Annotated in this window: 15 protein-coding genes and 3 tRNA genes; 7 read left to right on the forward strand and 11 right to left on the reverse strand. The window is 45.7% G+C overall.

The genetic code is table 11. The features are described 5' to 3' along the window. Positions 1-130: 130 nt before the first annotated feature. The 3 genes from QUA16_RS29495 to QUA16_RS29505 all read right to left on the reverse strand — a co-directional run bounded on the left by QUA16_RS29495 (position 131) and on the right by QUA16_RS29505 (position 2,169). On the reverse strand, positions 131-586 hold the full coding sequence (locus QUA16_RS29495) for an HD domain-containing protein (RefSeq protein WP_333105194.1): 456 nt from the start codon (positions 584-586) through the stop codon (positions 131-133). A gap of 62 nt (positions 587-648) precedes the next feature. Continuing rightward, positions 649-1,077 carry an NUDIX domain-containing protein gene (locus QUA16_RS29500; RefSeq protein ID WP_333105195.1) on the reverse strand — a complete coding sequence of 143 codons (429 nt, stop codon included), beginning with the start codon at positions 1,075-1,077 and terminating at the stop codon, positions 649-651. Between the two features lie 36 nt (positions 1,078-1,113). Beyond that, positions 1,114-2,169, reverse strand: coding sequence for an adenylate/guanylate cyclase domain-containing protein (locus QUA16_RS29505; RefSeq protein WP_333105196.1), 1,056 nt, complete (start codon positions 2,167-2,169; stop codon positions 1,114-1,116). 545 nt (positions 2,170-2,714) lie between these two features. Here QUA16_RS29505 and QUA16_RS29510 point away from each other — a divergent pair. Continuing rightward, positions 2,715-3,848, forward strand: coding sequence for a class I SAM-dependent methyltransferase (locus QUA16_RS29510; protein ID WP_333105198.1), 1,134 nt, complete (start codon positions 2,715-2,717; stop codon positions 3,846-3,848). A 319-nt stretch (positions 3,849-4,167) separates the two neighbouring features. Continuing rightward, complete coding sequence (locus QUA16_RS29515) at positions 4,168-5,871, forward strand: lipoxygenase family protein (protein WP_333105199.1); 1,704 nt, start codon at positions 4,168-4,170, stop codon at positions 5,869-5,871. Between the two features lie 68 nt (positions 5,872-5,939). Here QUA16_RS29515 and QUA16_RS29520 read toward each other — a convergent pair whose 3' ends face one another. The 5 genes from QUA16_RS29520 to QUA16_RS29540 all read right to left on the reverse strand — a co-directional run bounded on the left by QUA16_RS29520 (position 5,940) and on the right by QUA16_RS29540 (position 9,768). After that, positions 5,940-6,116, reverse strand: a complete 177-nt coding sequence (locus QUA16_RS29520) for a hypothetical protein (RefSeq protein WP_333105201.1) — start codon at positions 6,114-6,116, stop codon at positions 5,940-5,942. A gap of 183 nt (positions 6,117-6,299) precedes the next feature. Further along, the gene (locus QUA16_RS29525; protein ID WP_333105202.1) at positions 6,300-7,451 is read right to left on the reverse strand and encodes a fatty acid desaturase; all 1,152 of its coding nucleotides are present in this window, start codon (positions 7,449-7,451) and stop codon (positions 6,300-6,302) included. A gap of 321 nt (positions 7,452-7,772) precedes the next feature. Then, complete coding sequence (locus QUA16_RS29530) at positions 7,773-9,038, reverse strand: glutamate-5-semialdehyde dehydrogenase (protein ID WP_333105203.1); 1,266 nt, start codon at positions 9,036-9,038, stop codon at positions 7,773-7,775. Between the two features lie 4 nt (positions 9,039-9,042). Further along, the gene (locus tag QUA16_RS29535; RefSeq protein WP_333105204.1) at positions 9,043-9,447 is read right to left on the reverse strand and encodes a hypothetical protein; all 405 of its coding nucleotides are present in this window, start codon (positions 9,445-9,447) and stop codon (positions 9,043-9,045) included. Positions 9,448-9,696: 249 nt separating this feature from the next. Then, positions 9,697-9,768: transfer RNA gene (locus QUA16_RS29540), tRNA-Gly, on the reverse strand. 219 nt (positions 9,769-9,987) lie between these two features. Between QUA16_RS29540 and QUA16_RS29545 the strand changes: the two genes are divergently transcribed. Beyond that, the gene (locus QUA16_RS29545; RefSeq protein WP_172188980.1) at positions 9,988-10,128 is read left to right on the forward strand and encodes a hypothetical protein; all 141 of its coding nucleotides are present in this window, start codon (positions 9,988-9,990) and stop codon (positions 10,126-10,128) included. A gap of 205 nt (positions 10,129-10,333) precedes the next feature. Here the strand turns inward: QUA16_RS29545 and QUA16_RS29550 are convergent, their stop codons facing one another. Next, entirely contained in the window at positions 10,334-10,498 is a 165-nt protein-coding gene (locus QUA16_RS29550) for a hypothetical protein (RefSeq protein WP_333105205.1), read from the reverse strand. A 231-nt stretch (positions 10,499-10,729) separates the two neighbouring features. Here QUA16_RS29550 and QUA16_RS29555 point away from each other — a divergent pair, with 231 nt between their 5' ends. The 3 genes from QUA16_RS29555 to QUA16_RS29565 all read left to right on the forward strand — a co-directional run bounded on the left by QUA16_RS29555 (position 10,730) and on the right by QUA16_RS29565 (position 13,619). Then, entirely contained in the window at positions 10,730-12,550 is a 1,821-nt protein-coding gene (locus tag QUA16_RS29555; protein ID WP_333105207.1) for an ABC transporter ATP-binding protein, read from the forward strand. Between the two features lie 842 nt (positions 12,551-13,392). Next, positions 13,393-13,474, forward strand: a tRNA-Tyr gene (locus QUA16_RS29560). Between the two features lie 73 nt (positions 13,475-13,547). Further along, positions 13,548-13,619, forward strand: a tRNA-Thr gene (locus QUA16_RS29565). 162 nt (positions 13,620-13,781) lie between these two features. Here QUA16_RS29565 and QUA16_RS29570 read toward each other — a convergent pair. After that, positions 13,782-13,982 carry a hypothetical protein gene (locus tag QUA16_RS29570; protein ID WP_333105208.1) on the reverse strand — a complete coding sequence of 67 codons (201 nt, stop codon included), beginning with the start codon at positions 13,980-13,982 and terminating at the stop codon, positions 13,782-13,784. A 149-nt stretch (positions 13,983-14,131) separates the two neighbouring features. Further along, positions 14,132-16,690 carry a PhoD-like phosphatase gene (locus QUA16_RS29575; protein WP_333105209.1) on the reverse strand — a complete coding sequence of 853 codons (2,559 nt, stop codon included), beginning with the start codon at positions 16,688-16,690 and terminating at the stop codon, positions 14,132-14,134. A gap of 145 nt (positions 16,691-16,835) precedes the next feature. Here QUA16_RS29575 and QUA16_RS29580 point away from each other — a divergent pair, with 145 nt between their 5' ends. After that, positions 16,836-18,998, forward strand: a complete 2,163-nt coding sequence (locus QUA16_RS29580) for a CBS domain-containing protein (RefSeq protein ID WP_333105211.1) — start codon at positions 16,836-16,838, stop codon at positions 18,996-18,998. Positions 18,999-19,136 lie beyond the last annotated feature (138 nt).

A 19,136-nucleotide genomic window follows, 5' to 3' on the forward strand; every position in this document is an offset into this window, starting at 1 on the left:
GCGTCGCCACCCGTCAATCTGTAAGTTTTATCGACCAATATTTCGCAGCGACGCACCCTACAGATTAACACCACACACTATATTTATAGTGTACTTCATGAACCACCGAAGAGGCTGTAATAAAAAATAATTACTTTAAAGCTGCACGCAACTGATGGAGGACTTTTTTGTATTTGGCAATGCGTTGAAAATCTGCCTCTGTCGGATTGGCGATGCGACGAATATCCAGGTTATGAGTAACATCAGCGATTTTGACTCGCAGTGCGATCTGGTTGGCAATCACACGCTCTAAATAAGCTGGATAAGCTTCTCCTTCTATTTTGGTAATCGCCTCGATCGCCGAGACGATAACTTCAGGAAAACCTTCGCTTCTAAGTTGCTCAAGTGTAAGTTCCGAATCTTCGACAGCATCGTGTAAAACCGCTACGATTTTCTGCTCTATAGAAGTTACATTTTCCATCACAAATAGCGGATGGTCGAGATAGGGATTGCCTGCCTTATCAACCTGCCCCTCATGAGCTTTGGCTGCGATGGCGATCGCTCGTTGTAGTAATGATTCGTACTCTGAATTCGTATTTGACAACATAGTAAAGAAGTTCTCTATTAAAGTTTCAGTCCCCTCGCGGGGAAAACGTAGTGTGGGAGTTTTTATTTTAAATATTCCTGCAACAATTTCCAAGCCATGTGAGTACCTTCCCCGGCGTTGACTTTTTCAAAATCTACATCTTTTCTCAAAACTACCAAACCCACACCTTCTTTGATTTCTATTTTATCACAATCGCTAACGATCGCCAAAAAAAGGTGGTTTTTTTGTAAAACTTTTCTATCATTTTGGGTCTTTTGGTGAGTAAAAGTTGTGATAAAGTCCATTTGGTAAAAATTGGTTGTGAGGCAAGTTTCTTCCTCCATTTCTCGCACTGCTGCCTGCTGTGGACTTTCTCCTATGTCCACGCCACCACCAAAAGTAGAAAGCATTCCTTGACTGGCAATACCTGGGATATTATCTCGCAGTTGAGCCCCAATCTGACCGTTGGGGAGCATGAGAAAAATGCGAACTATTGACTGAGGAATATTCATGTTATCGATGGAATAACAAAACTCAAAAAAGTTGAGCTATAGTTTTCTAATTTGAATCCAAATTTTCCTAATCCAATTGTACACCGCAGCATACAAAGCCAGTAACTTATTGACAAAACTTTGCCAAATAGAACCTTCCCTTACCTCAGAAACTTCTTCGGTTTCCACGGGCAGCGGCGGCATCCCGACTACTTCATACAGCGGATATTCGCCACTTTTCCCCGGAATTGGCACGGATACGCACCGATCGACGATCGCCAATTCCTTAACTTCCTGATAAGTCTCCTCGGAAATCAGTAAACTCGTTCCTACTTGCTTGTTAGCAGCCTCGATCCGGCTGGCCAAATTCACCGCATCTCCGATCGCCGTAACTGTCTGATTTTTCGATGCCCCCAAATTCCCCACAACCACCCACCCGTAATGTATGCCAATTCCAATCCGCAACCGGTGACGGTATAAAGTCTCAAAATAGGGATTGAGTTTCTCTAGTTCCTCCAGCATCTGCACCCCAGCCCTCACCGCTTGTTCCGCCGCGTTGTCTGAATTTTCCAACCCAAACAGTGCCATAAAACCATCTCCCATGTAATTATTAATCATCCCGCCATTGCGGTTGATCGCATAACCCATTTTTTGGAAATAGCGATTTAAAACATAAATTACATCGTAGGGCAACAGCGATTCTGCAAACGCAGTAAACCCGCGAATATCGGCAAACAAAATTGCAATTTTCTTCTCTTGACCCACAGGAGTAGAAATCAACTTTCCGGCCATTTCGTCGTTAAATGATTCCAAGTCTTCAGAATCGATCGCCAATCGGCGCAAAATCACCTTGCCGCCCGCAACCTGTGTCTGACAAGCCAGCCTAATTTCCGGTTCTAAACGCAATTTTTGGGCAAGTTCCTCTTCCGGCGAAGTGCGCGGAGAGCAAAATTCCAAACCTTCGACAATCAATACCCGGCAAGTCGAACATCGGGCGCTACCGCCACAGATGTGGGTGTGGGGAATGTCGGCACGCAGGGAAGCTTCGAGAATTATATCGTCGTCGTCTATCTCGATCGTGCGATCGTCCGGCAGATAGTGAATCTGTGGCATATGTGGCGCGTCTAGCTAATTAGCGAGGAATCTCGCGGACATCTGTTATTGCAGCTAACCTGTATGCAAACCCGGTTTCTGGGCATTTTTTCTGTATCCCTGATTCCTTAACTATAAGTCGCGATCGGCATTTGCTTCTCGTTGCGTCAGCTCAACCGCCCCAATGAAACCAGTTTAAAAAAAGAGAGCAACTCTAGACAAAAGTCCAACTCTTAGCTCATCATTTATTCTCAATTCTCAAATCTAAAATGGTATAACTGAACACTAAAATTTTCATCTCAGCGTGAAAATACCCCAATTCAAGCTGTGGAGTTAATCTAAAATCTAAAATCTAAAATGGACGGACATAATTCTTAATAAAATTAAGAGCGCCCAAAGCCCTATCAATCCGTTATCAAATCCCCTTCAACAGCCATATATTTTTAAGATTTTGGGGAGTTTTGCTGTGCAAACCTTACGGGGCAATAGTTTTAGCTTTTTTGCTCTCTAACAACCACCCAATTTTTGTGAGATAGAATAGCAGCATCTTTAAAACCAGTATAACCATGACTTCATCAACAGCCCTACAAAACATCGAAAACCACCTTCCCCTCGTGGGAAATATCCATACCAAAAGTCCGATCGCCTACGGAGCAACCCGCCTCGCCGTCAGTGCAGTTAACACGGTGCAAATGGCAGTAGCAGAGTCTTACATCAACGGATTAGAAGTCCCAGATTCAGTATTGCGATCGCTTTTTGATACCTGTATGCCGGTCTTTTTTAAGCATTTCCCGTCCCTGCTTGCACCCTACGAATGGGTACTAACAGAAACAGACCATACAGCCGAAGGGCCGCGGGATTTAATGAAGATTCAGTACGACTTACCTCAAGCAATGCTGAATCCGATGTTAGGCGATGGAAAACTCATTTATCCTAAATACAGCATGGGGTTGTGGGAAAAAGGAGCCGCCAACCTTGAACAAGCACAAATGCAGATGATTGATGATGTGATTGAGAAGCTAGAGATTCAAGATGGCGACAATATTTTAGACTTTGGTTGCGGTTGGGGTTGTGTTCCCAATTACATTCTTTCCAAATTCCCCAATGTCACCTTTACGGGGATTAACTTGAGCCACAACCAATGCGAGTATATGCGTCAGAAGATGCAAGACCCCGAAAGCTACCTCAGTTCCGGTCGATTTACCCTATATGAAGGCGATTTGAACGACGCCCAATTTGAGACAAAATTTGACAAGATTCTCTCCATCGGAGTTTTTTGTCATGTAGGTAATTTAACGAAGGCTTTCCAAAAGCTTGCCTCTTTCCTGAAGGATAACGGCAAAGTTTTCATTCACATTATCACAGTCCGCATTCCCAACAATATGTCCAGCGTTTTCACCCACAAATACGTTTTCCCCCACGGTCGTTACTGGAAATACGATGCAGTTCCCAGCCACAACAAAGACCTCAAAACCATAAAAAACTGGTATCTCAACGGCTCCAATTACTCTACAACCTTAACTACTTGGCTGAAAAATTTTGACGATTCTCAGGCAATAGTCAAAGATTTAGACTACGGCATGGACTATGCCAAATTTCGCCGCATCTGGCGGTTTTACTTAATTTGGTTTGTGGCTAATTTCGCGAGTTGCGACGGCGAATATAACGGCAACGGTCAATATTTAATGGTTCGTGCATAACCGCTAATCAAGACCCAGCTCAAAAAACCGAACACCCAGAACCCCGACATCTCAAAGAAGTCGGGGTTCTTGAGTGCGAGCTACTTATCGGGAGAATGAAACCTTTCAATCTAGATTTAGGGCGATCGAGAAGTGTTGCCTTCTTTTGAGGAATTTTTCTGAATTTAAAAAAATCCGGAATAAGATTATCGATCGGTGAATAAGACCTCTATCAAGCGTGAGCCTGCACAATAATTTTTAAATTCCATCCTCGATCGGTAGTGACGAGCTCCGATCTTTTACTACCAAAAAATGGTTGATTTATACAATGGTAGACAAAATGAAACCTTCTCTTCCTCAAGACGATCCGAACCAAGAACAGCGTCGCGATTCCTTGAATCGCCAGCAACAAGCTTATCAGTTTGACTTTGAGAGTTTATCACCTTTGGCATTATTGAAAGATGTGCCCGCAGTCGAGAACTTTTCGAGCAAGTATATTGGAGAGCGGATACTAGCAACATCGGAACTTCCCGGAAATATGCTGGCGGCCGATTCGAGAAGTTTTCTCGATCCTCTCGACGACCTCCAAGACTATGAAGATTTCTTTACTCTGCTGCCGCTACCTCCTGTTGCCAAAATCTACCAAACCGATCGCTCTTTTGCAGAACAGCGCCTGTCTGGAGCAAATCCGATGGTGCTTCGCCTGTTAGATGCCAGCGATCCTCGGGCGCAAACACTGGCACAAATTTCCAGTTTTCACCCATTATTCGATCTGGGCCAAGAGTTGCAACAAAAAAACATTTACATTGCCGATTATACCGGTAGCGACCAACACTATCGCGCGCCTTCAAAAATAGGAGGCGGAAGCTATGAAAAAGGCAGAAAATTCTTGCCGAAACCGCGAGCTTTTTTCGCTTGGCGGTGGACGGGAATTCGCGATCGCGGTGAAATGACACCGATCGCCATTCAACTAGATCCCACGCCAGATAGCCATGTCTACACCCCATTCGATCCTCCTGTCGATTGGCTGTTTGCGAAACTCTGCGTACAAGTAGCAGATGCCAATCACCATGAAATGAGCTCGCATTTAGGTCGAACTCATCTGGTGATGGAACCAATTGCGATCGTCACCGCCCGACAGTTGGCTAAAAATCACCCGCTGAGCCTGTTGCTGAAACCGCACTTTCGCTTTATGTTGACAAATAACGATCTGGCGCGTTCTCACTTGATCGCTCCGGGCGGGCCAGTCGATGACTTGCTAAGCGGTAGCTTGCCAGAGACAATGGAAATAGCTAGAGAGGCTTGCAGTAACTGGAGTCTGGATCAATTTGCCTTCCCAACCGAACTGAAAAATCGGGGCATGGACGATCCAAATCAACTGCCTCACTATCCTTACCGAGATGATGGATTACTGCTGTGGAATGCGATCGAAACCTTTGTATGTGGCTATCTCAAATTCTTTTACCCGACAAATGAAGCACTCGTCCAAGACGTGGAACTGCAAACTTGGGCCCAAGAATTAGCCTCGAATGAGGGCGGTAAAGTCAAAGGAATGCCGCAGCGCATCGACACAGTTGAACAATTAATTGCAATTGTCACAACTATAATTTTCACCTGCGGCCCGCAGCATTCAGCCGTCAATTTTCCCCAGTACGAATACATGGCTTTTGCCGCCAATATGCCCTTGGCAGCCTACCGGGACATTCCCAAAATTACCGCTTCTGGCACTCTCGAAGTGATTACGGAAAAGGACATTTTACGGTTGCTTCCTCCGTACAAGCGAGCGGCTGAACAACTGAAAATTATGTTTATTTTGTCAGCTTATCGATATGACCGTTTGGGTTATTACGATAAATCTTTCCGAGAACTCTACCGGATGAGTTTCGACGAAGTTTTTGCGGGAACCCCGATCCAACTTTTAGCCAGACAGTTCCAGCAAAATTTGAATATGGCAGAACAAAAAATTGATGCTAACAATCAAAAACGAGTAATTCCTTACATTGCTCTCAAGCCTTCGTTGGTACTCAATAGCATCAGTATGTAGGAGTGTATTTTTGGGGAGTAGGGGTTGGGCGAGACGCCCGCCCCAAAAGAAAATTCCTTTGCCCATTCTCAGCTTTTGTAGTCTTCAGCGATCGAGCAATTCACACACAATGTACCAGAGGAATCAGTGAAGGTAACTTCATCTTGATAATGCCGGGGTGTTTCCACTAGCAACCGCCAAGCGTCGCCAGCCTCGATTAAATTCATGCTATCGGGATAGTAAATTTTTAACAACTCTTGCACCATAATCTCACGATTACTAATAATACAAATTAATAGAATTCTCTTTCTGAATCTACCCGTGAGAATATTTTCGCTGTAGAATTGTCAGCCTGACGGGGTTGTTATCGCGTCAGGTAAAATTGGTCTTTAGCGTCGCTTTCTAGTTGTAGTCTGAAGAAAACTTGTGAGCGTAACTGGTGTATCTAGCTATGGCAAAGGTGTTACAGCAGAATTATCAAGAGGGCAATTTACCGAAGTTTCCCCTAAATAATCAGTTAAGGTAACTTCATCTTTGTAATGCCGAGGAGTTTGCATTAACAATTGCCAAGCTTCACCAGCATCCAGTAAATTCATCCGCCCAGGATAGTGAATTTCTATCAACTCTTGAACCAAAGGGTAATAGTCTGAGTTAAGACTAGGGAAAATATGATGCTCCGTGTGATAGGAAAAATTGAAATGCAACAGATCAAATATTTTAGGAACCCGTAGTGAAAGACTATTTATCAGCGGATCATTAACACTCGTCATCCGGCAAATCAGATGATTGGTGTATATATAAAACATGATTCCTGAATGACCAATTGCTAGCGGCAGAAAATAGCTAAAAGCGAGTTTGAGGGGATGAAAGTCTAAATAGAATAAAATGCTAAAATGCAGGCATAAAATTCCCATAAACTCAAGGGCAATTGTCCACCGATCCCGAACACTGACTGTAAAAGCAGCCGGCACATAATCAACTGACTTATTATTAAAGAACAGGATCGAAGAGAGGTTGGAAAAATTATGAAATAACCACGAGCCTGCCATCCCTACTAAGAAGAACCAAACGGGATTGAAGTCAACAGATGGTACAAAGAAATTTTGAATCCATTTTCCCCAAGTATTAGGCTGTTGGTAAAGGTAATTGCGATCGGGATCTCCTAAAGAATTTGTTTGACTGTGATGTACAATGTTATGAAGAGATTTCCACTGAGTCGGGGGCATAAACAACATTGCGAACCCTAGAAAACTAATGCTATCAGTCACGCGAGACTTTTTCTGCACACTACCGTGCATGAAATCATGGGAGATAAATGATAAAGCTATTACACTATTACCCATAATCAAAGCTAAAGGTAAATAAAGCCATAAAAGATACACAGACCACTGATCTAGACGATCGGCTATTCCCCAACCCAGTAGCAAAATGCCCATATTAATGAACAGTATAACCAACTTGCTATCATCTGGTTTAAAGGCTCCTGATGGCATAAGTGGACGCAATTTCTTAGCGTATACCGAGTGGTGAATTAGCGTTTCTTTGCCTAAAGTCGGCGTTGCCCTCTTGTCTAGAGTCTTGAGTGATTTTTCGGATTTCATGTGATAGCTAAGAGTATTTTCATGTGACTTAATAAGTTTCTAAATTTAATTAGATTCCGTACCAGATTTTAGATTGAACCCACACATAAATCCGGCGGCTTATTGTTAGGATGCGGAGATTTTATCTGTCTCCACTGCGGCTATCCGGGAGCTTGCGATCAAATTGCTTGAGATCGAGGCTGCCTGATTGTTCTACCAAGATATTATTGTATCCTATAAAAAGATTTTTGGAACAACTGTTAAAGGCTTACGCATCGATAATAGTCTCCCACTTTTGAGTTTGGTTTAATCCCAATAACCAATTCTAAATAACCTATAAAATTAAAAAAGTCCGTTTCCCTGCACAATTTCTTTAATTGTCGTCAGCGTATCTAACCCGATCAATCCCCGACGATAACCTTTTTGGTTGGACATTCCCAAAAATATCGCATCTCCCCGATTTTGATAGCGCCAAAACCGAGGTGAGGCATTAATAAAAGTTGAGGCGCTGTTAACATCCAGAGCAAATTGGCGACTTTCTAAGTAAGATTCAGTGGCAATGCAGTCAGCGTGGCCACTGCTGTAGCGGTTGATCCAGCCGATCGCAATTTCTAAACTATCGACAACTTTAAACGCTATGGTTTTGTTTAAATACGGTTGAGTCCACTCGTATGGTTCCGCCAGCTTCAACTCTGGGAAATCTGCAACAAGATCCGCATCGCCACTAATTTGAAAGCCTTTTTCTTTTAAACTGTTCCACAGCCTGACTAAGGAAGAAGGCTTTTGGTTGCGATCGATCAGCACTTTCTCGATCGCATTAACAGGATCGGGCACGCTTTGATGGCTATCCAAAATCATCCACCTTGCCATCTCCAAACTACCAGTCGGCGACCAATAAAGGTAACAATTTCCCATTGCCGACCTCAAAACTGGTGCTGTACACAGCCTAACTACCTGCTGCACCAAACTTGGTCTACCGTAGGGAATAATTAAATTGAGATATTGGTCTTGAGTGACCAATTCTCGGATCGAAGCGCCCCGATCCGGCGGCAGTATCTGCAAACATCCCGATGGCAAACCTACCTCATCGATCGCCGAAACCAAAGCTTCCCCAATTACAGCATTAGTTTGCCAGCTTTCGCTGCCGCCTTTAAGAATCAAACTGTTAGCGCTTTTGAGAGACAAACCCGCGGCGATCGCCCCCAACTCTGGAAACGCTTCGTAAATTAGAGCGATAGCCCCCAGTGGCAGCGACTGACAGTAAACCTGACACCGATCGACCTGATAAGAAGCATTGATCACCCTGCCGATCGGGTCTGGCATTTCCCCCAACCGTTGCAGAATTTGCACAGTTGTCTTAATCCGTTCCGGCGTCAGCTTCAGCCACTCCACAATCAACTCGGGAATCGCCATGTCCCGACTCGCTTCTAGATCCAGAGTATTTGCTTCTAAAATATCATTTTGCCGCCGTTTCAGCGAGCCCGCCATCGCCTGCAAAGCTGCAGCGCGATCGGCACTCTTTGTCGCAGCCAACTCCAAAGAAGCTTGATAAGCGCGACGCGCGACATTTGCGGCATCTGATGAATGGGTAAAATCCTCTATTATCATCTAGCTAACGCCTGTAAGCGAGCCATACCATCAGCGCCGGCAGCATTGCTAGCAGCACCGCGACCATTGCCCACAGAATAATATTTGGGCCCGGCGAGTGTAGCGCCAAGGGCAACCAAATCACTAGCGGCACCAATATCATACCCAAAGCCAGTGGCAAGTAATGGGCCTTCAAACCCGGATGCGCTCTGTTCCACTGGTGGCCCGTCCACCGCCAAGCCTGCTTGTAAGGATAGTTCGTTGATAGTTGCTCGATCACGTATCCACTTTCGTCCAATACAAATATTTGTTGACAGCGGTTGCAGCCAAAGGCTTCTGTCAACGTTATGGGAACTAGACGACCCCGCCGTCGGCAAGGACAGGGGTACTCATCGTTTAAGTCAATCTTTGGAGCTTTTTGAGATGGCACTAGCGATCGGATAAAAAAAGCGTTTTTGCAAAAATAATCGTTAACATATCCACTTAATCAAACTTGTCACTTCCGCCAAAGCGAGGCTTTCACCTGCCTGTTTCGAGCTCTCGCCCGATCGGCAATTTTGACTTGCAAGTTCTGCATTCAATCTTACCACTAACTTAGGTATTTTCAACCATCATTAGGACTATACCAAAAACTTTCTTGATCTACTTTCCGGTTTTCTTGATTTTTTTTATCTTCTAAAGCGGGTGACGCGATTCGAACGCGCGACATTCACCTTGGCAAGGTGACGCTCTACCACTGAGCTACACCCGCATTTCCTGCGGTATTAACAATATTGTCTCAATTCTCTAAATTTGTCAAGTCTTTTTAGTAAGTTTTTTTCAGAAACCCAGTAAACCACCCCCAAACCCACTCCCCACCTGCAATTTCAGCAGCCAGATCATTAACCAAATCAGTAATTGCCGTGAAAATTGACCGCCATCGGCCCACGGCAAAGCTACAATCAAGCTGGAATTGTGGGAGAACACTGTCATGTCAGATTTAAATCGCGGAATCATGAAGTTCAAGGGAGCTGACAGTCCTATAGCGATCGCCATTTCGGCGATTGTCATTGCCGGCGGAATCGGCTTCTTGATCTGGTGGGCGCTGCAATCAGCCTACACCTTCAGCTAACAGACTACTCAAAGGTAAAACTTATACAGCATATTCCATGTATATGTGGTACACATAATCTGATGGCCCGTGTAAGGTGCGTCGCCACCCGTCAATCTGTAAGTTATATCCAATATCTCGTAGCGACGCACCCGGAGGATTAACAGCACACAATTAAGGTTTCTACTGTACTTCATAAACCACCGAATATGCTGTAAGGCATTGCTCAGAAGGCAGAATTTAAGAAAAATTCTGTCTTTTGCATTTTTTTGCCCTTAGTCTTGAATTGATTGCCCAGGAATGCCGATCGATTGCTGACGATCGAATGATTGCCATAAATCACCCGATCGGGCGAGTCGCTAGCATGATCCAAGATGACCAAGAATTTCAAAGGTGGTACCCGCCACGTGATTTATCCGTGGAATCAATCCAAAATCTAAAATCTAAAATCCTCAAGCCCCCGCCTTTATCTCGCGCAAGTCAATCTAAAATCTAAAATCTAAAATCTAAAATCGATTGACTCCCCGATCGACTACTTTTGTAGTACACTTGTAAACACGGCGCGCCGAGAGCGCAGTTTTAAATGCAAGTGTTTGCAAGGGTTGTATCTCAACACAAATTTATGGCAAGCTTTCAGGACATTTTCCAATACTACAGTCGCTACTGGAAAATCTCAGTTTACAGCATAGGCGCATCCAGCGTTTTGGCACTAGCCGATTTGCTTGTACCCTACGCGATCGGTCAAATATTAAACGTATTGTCGGGTCAACCTGCAGATACAGTAACGCAAAAACTCATAACAGCGATCGCCTCTGTTACCCAGCAGTCACCCAACAAAATATTATCGCTATCCGTCTTGCTGGGCATAATTTTTCTGGTAACAGTCGCCAAAGCACCGATCCAGCCGTGGGTGGGAAATTGGTTCCACTGGGCGATACCATTGAGGGCAAGGCGCGATCGAATGAGAAGTGCGATCGGCAAAATCCTCACCTTACCCCTAGAATTCTACGACGAAAACAACGCCGGACGGATTGCCAGCCGCATCGCCAAAGGCATCGCCAACCATACTTGGACTTACCCAGAAATTGCCGGCGAATTCATCCCCGAAGTCGTCCGCTTAATCGGCATTTTTGCCGTTATCTGCTTAATAGAGTGGCGGATTGGCTTATTAATTGTGGTTTCATTCCTATTTATCCTCAGTTTCACCCTCAAAGGCCTGCAACAGGTGACTGCGCGGGAAGAAATTCTGGATGAATACATCGAAGATACCGAAAGCCGCAACTCGGAAATTATCACCAACATCAAAACAGTCAAAGCTTTTGCGACAGAAAGCGATGAACTCAAAAGGCAAACCACCAGACTCGATCGCGAATTAAAAGTCGTGATCGACCGCATTCACAAAGGATACGTCACCCTGGGGACATACCAGCAGACGATCGTCCAGTTGTGTTTGTTTTCAGTTCTCGGTTTTAGCCTAGCAGAAACGGTTGCAGGCAAAATTTCCCTCGGATATTTTGTTACCCTTTACACGTTGGCAAGCATGGCATATTCCCAACTGCGTCCGATTAGCATTATCGCCGAATTATTGGCGCGGCGCTATTCTTCAATGATCCGGTTCCACGAGTTTATGCAAACGCCAGACGGTGTGGATGCGGTTAATTTAGCAGAAAATGCTCGATCGGCACAGCCACCTTATAAATTTACCGGCAAAGTTGAGATCAGCGGTTTGACATTCGGGTACGACAGTCAAAAACCCGTTTTGCAAGATGTGAATTTATTGATTCATCCCCGTCAGACAGTAGCTTTAGTCGGGCGATCTGGTTCTGGGAAATCGACTTTAGTTAAACTACTGTTTCGCTACTTTGAACCAAACTCCGGCCGCATTCTGATCGACGGCGAAAACATTTGCAGCTTAGACGTGACTCGCTACCGCCAGCGTTTAGCCATTGTCCACCAAGAAGTAGACGTTTTTAACGGTACTTTGCTGGAAAATTTGACTTACGGAAACAGAAATGCAACTTTCGAGCAAGTTGAGGATGCTTGTCGCATCGCCAAAGTAGACGATTTTGTGCGGCTGTTGCCCCAAGGTTACTATACCGTTGTCGGGGAGCGAGGAATGCGGTTGTCCGGCGGTCAGCGGCAGCGGTTGGGGATTGCCAGGGCGCTGTTGGTGGAGCCGGATGTGTTAATTTTTGATGAGGCTACTTCTAGTTTGGACTATGAGTCGGAGCGATCGATCCAGATAGCCATGCGAAATATCCTCGGTACGCGCACCACCATAATTATTGCCCACAGACTGAGTACAATTCGCGAAGCCGATGCGATCGTCGTACTCGACGGCGGTAGAATCGTCGAAGTTGGCAGTCACGACGAACTCTTGAGTCAACAAGGTATTTACCGCCGCCTGCACTCCCTGCAAGAAACGGGGCAATTAGTGAATTAGGGATTTCCGATACTTTTTTGCTAACATTTGCTAACAAATACATAAGTTGAGATCCTATCTCAACCAAGGCGTATCAACCGATGCCCGTAGAAATTTCTACAAGCACTTATATTCTTGCCTTCAGCTTGGTTATCGCTTACAGCCCCACGCCAATCTGATTATTTGCTTTGATAATGTAGAGGCAACTTATTTATATAGCGGTTGCGTACTACCAAGGTTTTTCACCTACATCTGAGTGGCTAAATTCATTCTATATGACATGAAGACCAGAAGGCAAATGTAAGTGATTGTTAGCAAATGTCAGAAAAAGTCTTACTGTTAATCAACCTCTTAGTCTAGACTTAGGGTGCTCCGGGCGGCAGTGCTGTTTCATTCTCAGGAAAATCAGGCTTTTGTAGGGGTAGTGCTACCCCTACTCCCCGTGCCTACCCCCCCACAGACGAGTTCACAGGCGTTTGGGACATGGGGGCAGCCACTCTTTGCTGCCCCTACAAGAGAATGAAACAGCCCTGCTGCGGGCGGGCACCCAGCCTAGACTTAGGAATGCACACCTTAAACCAATACGCTTGGGTTAAAACTGTTTATTCCGGGCGAGATCCCCCTCGCATACCCCCTACTCCCCCTGGTTGTTGGGGGACGCAAGAGTAAGTTCTTGTCCCCCCCTTAAGAAGGGGGGCTAGGGGGGATCGGGCTCGGGCCCAAGCGTATTGCACCTTAAACAGTGTCCAATTTTCCCGTCTGCCGCTAACTCACTTATGTGTTCTCAAGTTAATGATTAGAGTTTTAAATATAATGTTGCAAATAAAGATTCTGGTGCTAGGATATATAACTGTGATGGAAATGGGTCGATGCCCGAGCGGTTAATGGGGGCGGACTGTAAATCCGCTGGCTACGCCTACGCTAGTTCAAATCTAGCTCGGCCCACCTCAATTTAATAAGAAGTTAAAATTTAAGAATTAAAAATTAATTTTTTAATTGGAGGTTCTTAATTTTTTATGCCCGTGTAACTCAGTGGTAGAGTACCTCCTTGGTAAGGAGGAAGTCACGAGTTCAAATCTCGTCACGGGCTTGCTATTCTCTCCTAGATCCATCAAGGGTTTAACGTTCATTGCACAGCAAGAAGGTTAGTTTTCCGCTCAACTTTCGTGCTGATGGTTTTCTAATATGTCCCAAACAACTTCCATATCTGCCAAGTCCGCCCTCGACTTTTTGCGTCTGGCTTTTAACTGATTTAGCAAGTCGGCTGGCTATGGAAATTCTGCGACTCCCCACAAGAAAACTTATTCTTTGTGGAACAGGCATCTTGCCTGTTCTTGAGAATGGTGAAACATCTCAGTTCCAACTGAGATATTGCACCATTCTCCATTACTTTTTTAGGAACAGGCTTTCCGGCCTGTTCCACAATAAAATTCATCTGTTGTGGAACAGGCATCTTGCCTGTTCTTGAGAATGGTGAAACATCTCAGTTCCAATCGACTTTAGCTATGAGACTGGGGTTTCACCCCCGGCTGACACTGCCACAAACTCAACACAATATTGTACCCGTATCGAAATCCCCGACTTCTTCCAGAAATCGGGAATCTAATCATCCTCATCCAATCCCAGTGGCACAAAATATTGACTGTAAACCACACTATCCGGCTCCCAAAGAGGCCGCCAATAAACATTTTGTATCACCGCTTTCTCCCCATCACCATCAGCAGGCCACTGAAAACTGACGATCGCAATATTACTATATCCCACAATCTCATCACCCTCTTGCAGCCAGCGATTGCGCCACAACAGCGATATAAAATTCCATAACCTACGCAGAAATGACAATTGTTTATTTTTATGCGATCTATCTGACGCAGTTCCCTTTTCTAGCTGCAAAAACACCCGAGCTCTTTGCCGTTTAATCCAGTCAATCCGATAGCCCCAATCAGGCGGAGATTGTCTATTTCTTAGACCGGCCGCCAAAGCCTTCTTTCTGCTCATCCTCGAAATATTCATTAATTCCAGCGGGTCATTCCATCCCAAACATTCGTGCGATCGCTCAGGCAACAGCGACTTAATCTTAGTATGAACTAAATGCGTTTTCCACTCCTCATTGATAAAAGCACTAGCAGTTAACTGTGCCAACACAGAATATTGACAATTTGACCGATAATTCTCCCTCGTCAAAGGCTCAATATTCGATCGAGAATCGCCAAAATGACAATCAGACCAATAACTCAGTCGCACAGCAGCAGCATAGTGAATATCCCCCGTCAACACAATCACCCGATCGCGCTGCTTAAAAAACTCCGACAACAGCTTTACAAAAGCTAACTCATGAAAATTCCAAGCATCCCCCGCATCACTATTAAAAACCTTCCCCTGTGCCACATCCCACTTTTGCACCGCATCAATAATCCACAAACCCACCAAATTTGTCGGGACAACCACCAGCGTCGCCTCAATTTCAAACTCCCCAGTTTTATTCAGCAAATCCGTCTCCTTCAAAGGCTGCTGAATTTGCTCCTCAAAACCTTTATGAGTCAAAAGCATCGGCGGATCGATCGCGCTTTCCACCGGATACCCCCGCCAATTCCGCGTATCCAGCACAATCACCTCGTGCTTAAAACTTCTCACAGTAAAATGCCAATTCAAAACCTCACTTACACCCGCGCCATCCCGATCCAAAATAAAAACATCTTCATCTAATTTCAACTTAGGCAAATGAGTTTTTGGGTCGAGTCCGGGAATTCCCAAATACGAACCCGCCTCCTCCCAAGCAGAAACATCAGTTCCCCCCGAATCCGACCATTTTTCAGCAGCCTTGAATAATTTATCTCCCGGTTTTTCGCGATCGAACTGTGCGGGCGTATTTCCCCAAGCCTGAAACACAGCGTAAGCCAGCAAAGCATTCTGCACCACCCGCCGGCCCAGCGGCTTTCCCAGCACCCGGTAACACCACTCTCGATTCAAATAAAAATCGTCGCTAACATCATGGTCATCGCAGATCATATAAGTAGGAATATTTGCTAGCGCCCTCCTCACCCTCCACAAATTGCGAGCAAAACCGTCAAGTTCAACAACTTCTCTATCCCAGACTTTGGCCTGCTTAGAATTGGGACAAATATCCTTACCCTTGGGAAAACTCGTGCACCAGAGTACCGGCGACCAAACTAACAAATACATCGCGCAATATTCCCCCAAACTGAACAAGTGACTTTTAGACTTGTCCGATTGATTCACCAACATCGCCGTAAAGCCCCCAAAATCTCTGGCAATATCGCTGCGAGTCCCCGGCTGTAAATCAATTGGTTTTTTGGACTGATACTCAGCATCAGACGGTTTCTGAATTGGCGACTCTCTAAAAATTTCCCTCTCTTGGCCAACTGCATTTTCGTTTTCCGAATTTTTAGGTATACTGATACACAAATTCTTTTTTATTTGGGCATCATCCATCAGGGGTAGACTTTCTTCCCAGCCCAACAGTGTATCGCCAGCGTCAGTCAAGGCCCACAGCATGGCATCGGCAACGTCGTCGCCGTAAATTTGGTCGCCCGTTAAAAACAGTTGGTGGGGCCTGCTATTTGCCGTTCCTGCAAACTGTTCGATCGAATTATCCAAGATTGGCAGCGCATCTCTGCCGTCTCCGTGAGGCTTGCGACAAGAACCGTGAACGATACGCAAATAGTTTAAATCGTTCGGCGGCAGGGCAAAAGTAGGCAACCCGTGAGCGAAATAACTAATCGTCTCCGGCCCCAAAGCCGATAAATCAGGGGCGGCAGGCCACAGGCAAGAAATGAGATTTTCTTTCTCATTTTCTGAGACTGCACCCCCGACGTTCGACTCGCCACTCGCAGCAAACTTGATGTCATAAGCATAAATTTGCCCAGATGTCAAGAGATTGCTATTAATTGGTTTAGCAGTCACCGCGACTACGTGCAGGTATTTGCCGATCTGCACGGTAGAGTTCGCACCTTGCAGCAAGGGCCGATCGACAATTTCGCCGGTTCCGCCCTCTGTCGAATAAACCTTGAGTTCGACTTGGCGGGGGGCTTTCAGAGCCAGCCAAACTGTCACGGCCCGACTTTCAGTCCGGCGCAACATCGGGCCCGCAAGGATCAGCGGCAAGTGATGAATTCGATGACTTAAGGGAGTCCACGACATAGGATTTAAAAAATAAAAATTAAATAAGAGTGTTCTAGCAATCAGATTTTAGGCGATCGAGCATCTGTCACCCGCTTAATTAATGCTAAGTCTGCCAACCCAAGTCTCCAAAATTGTAACAACTCATTAAGTAAAATTAATAATCATGCTACAAGAAGAAAAATTACAACATTTCCGAGATTCAGCCCCGCAGTTGGCCGTAATTAAATCATCAGAACCCGCCGGACGCCCTAACAGCAGGCCTCTCTACTCGTCACCTTTAGATCGGGCGATCGACCGCCACCCCCTCACCGTGGCTCCAGAAACCCCGATCGCCCAGGTGTTGGCTCTCATGAACCCGATGCGCGTCTCATGTCAGCTTTGTGGCGAAAAACAAAACGCTGTTGCTAGCGCAGCCAAGCGCAGTTGCGTCTTAATCGTGGAAGATAATCGGCCCATCGGCATTTTTACAGAACGGGATATCGTCAAGCTAACTACCGTCGCAGCTTGTACAGTCGGACTGACAATTGCGGATGTAATGACTCGATCGCCCATCACCCTCAAACAATCCGAGTCTCAAGATATTTTCACAGCTATGTTCACGTTGCGCCAGCACTCCATCCGGCATTTGCCCGTAGTGGACGACGACTCGCGACTTCTGGGCATCATCACCCGCGAAGCCATTCACGAAGCCCTGCAACCGATTAACTTGCTAACCAATTTGCGCTGTGCAGCCGATGTCATGACGCACCAAGTCATTTGGGCCCCAACAACTGCCTCAGCCCTCGATTTAGCCCAGCTCATGGTCAAGCATCGAGTTAGTTCCGTCGTCATTGTCAAAGAGCAAACTCAGCATCCCGATCGGGCGATCGCACCAACACAAAATTATCAAATTCCGATCGGCATTGTCACCGAGCGCGACATCGTGCAGTTTCACGCCCTCGAATTAAACCTCTCGGAAATCCCCGCAGCAAGCGCCATGAGTGCGCCTTTATTTTGCATATCTCCCGCCGATTCCCTCTGGAGTGCCCACCAGTCCATGCAGCGGCACTGCGTCCGCCGTTTGGTAGTAGTTGGCAGCCAGGGAGAACTTTTGGGTGTTGTTTCTCAGACAAGTTTGCCGCAAGTTTTTAACCAATCGGAAATGTACGGGACGATCGAGCTGTTGCAACAAGCAGTGGACGATCGAGCCACCCAATTGCAGAAAGCCAACGAACTTTTGCAGCAAGAAATTTTAGAGCGGCAGCGGGCCCAAGAAGCCCTGCGCCAAGCTCACGACGACTTAAAAAAACAAGTTGAAGAACGCACCGCTCAACTTTTAGAATCCAATGAATTGTTGAGACGGGATATTATCAAGCGCCAGCGAGTCGAAGAAGTGCTGCGGCGAAAGCAAACTTGCTTGAAAAATCAAGCGCAGCAATTAGAGCAAACTGTGCGAAAGTTGCAGCAAACTCAAACTCAATTAGTGCAAACCGAAAAAATGTCTTCTTTGGGACAAATGATTGCCGGTATCGCTCACGAAATTAACAATCCTGTTAATTTTATCTACGGCAACCTTTCCCACGCCAGCCACTACATCAAAGAATTGATCCAACTTTTGGAACTTTACCAGCAGCACTATCCCGAACCAGTCTCGGAAATTCGGGAAGCAGCAGCAGAGATGGAAGTCGATTTTTTGGTAGAAGACTTATCTAAGCTAGTGTCTTCTATGCAAGTAGGAACCGAGCGCATCCGCCAAATAGTTGTGTCGATGCGTAATTTTTCGCGATCGGATCAATCTAACCTCAAATTCGTTGACATTCACGAGGGACTCGAAACCACTTTGTTGATTTTGCAGCACCGGCTCAAACCCCACGGCGGACATCCACCTATCCAGATTATTAAAGAATACGGCAATTTGCCCAACATCGAGTGCTGTGCCGGTCAGCTCAATCAGGTGTTCATGAATATTATCGGCAATGCCATTGATGCTTTGGATGAAGAAATCCAGCAAGGGGAATGGGCGGCGAGAAATGCGAAAAATTCACCCCCGTCAAATCCTAATTCTCCATTGACTGTTCCCACCATTAAAATTCGTACTGAAGTTGTTGGTGGCGGTTTTGTCGCGATCCGCATTTCCGACAACGGGCGGGGCATACCGGATGAGATTCGCCACCAATTATTTGACCCGTTTTTTACTACCAAACCAGTCGGCAAGGGCACTGGGTTGGGACTGTCGATTTCTTACCATTTAGTTGTCGAACAGCACGGGGGGCGGCTCGACTGCGTTTCGGAAGCTGGACGGGGCACTGAATTTGCGATCGAGATTCCGATCGTCAGTCGTCATTAGTCAGCAGCCATAGGATTTTCGATTTTCGATTTTCGATTTTCGATTGAAGAATTGGAAATGACTAAGGATCGCGAATTAAATAACTTACAATTTTAATTGTTATTGTGGGATGGGCGTCCCGCCCGTCCTTTTTGGACG

The organism is Microcoleus sp. S13_C3, assembly GCF_036700905.1.
Classification (GTDB): Bacteria; Cyanobacteriota; Cyanobacteriia; order Cyanobacteriales; family Microcoleaceae; genus Microcoleus.

Excerpts from the sequence above, each read along its gene's own strand:
- QUA16_RS29495 (WP_333105194.1), bottom strand. The coding sequence starts at position 586 with ATGTTGTCAAATACGAATTCAGAGTACGAATCATTACTACAACGAGCG.
- QUA16_RS29500 (WP_333105195.1), bottom strand. The coding sequence starts at position 1,077 with ATGAATATTCCTCAGTCAATAGTTCGCATTTTTCTCATGCTCCCCAAC.
- QUA16_RS29505 (WP_333105196.1), bottom strand. The coding sequence starts at position 2,169 with ATGCCACAGATTCACTATCTGCCGGACGATCGCACGATCGAGATAGAC.
- QUA16_RS29510 (WP_333105198.1), top strand. The coding sequence starts at position 2,715 with ATGACTTCATCAACAGCCCTACAAAACATCGAAAACCACCTTCCCCTC.
- QUA16_RS29515 (WP_333105199.1), top strand. The coding sequence starts at position 4,168 with ATGAAACCTTCTCTTCCTCAAGACGATCCGAACCAAGAACAGCGTCGC.
- QUA16_RS29520 (WP_333105201.1), bottom strand. The coding sequence starts at position 6,116 with ATGGTGCAAGAGTTGTTAAAAATTTACTATCCCGATAGCATGAATTTA.
- QUA16_RS29525 (WP_333105202.1), bottom strand. The coding sequence starts at position 7,451 with ATGAAATCCGAAAAATCACTCAAGACTCTAGACAAGAGGGCAACGCCG.
- QUA16_RS29530 (WP_333105203.1), bottom strand. The coding sequence starts at position 9,038 with ATGATAATAGAGGATTTTACCCATTCATCAGATGCCGCAAATGTCGCG.
- QUA16_RS29545 (WP_172188980.1), top strand. The coding sequence starts at position 9,988 with ATGTCAGATTTAAATCGCGGAATCATGAAGTTCAAGGGAGCTGACAGT.
- QUA16_RS29555 (WP_333105207.1), top strand. The coding sequence starts at position 10,730 with ATGGCAAGCTTTCAGGACATTTTCCAATACTACAGTCGCTACTGGAAA.
- QUA16_RS29570 (WP_333105208.1), bottom strand. The coding sequence starts at position 13,982 with ATGCCTGTTCCACAACAGATGAATTTTATTGTGGAACAGGCCGGAAAG.
- QUA16_RS29575 (WP_333105209.1), bottom strand. The coding sequence starts at position 16,690 with ATGTCGTGGACTCCCTTAAGTCATCGAATTCATCACTTGCCGCTGATC.
- QUA16_RS29580 (WP_333105211.1), top strand. The coding sequence starts at position 16,836 with ATGCTACAAGAAGAAAAATTACAACATTTCCGAGATTCAGCCCCGCAG.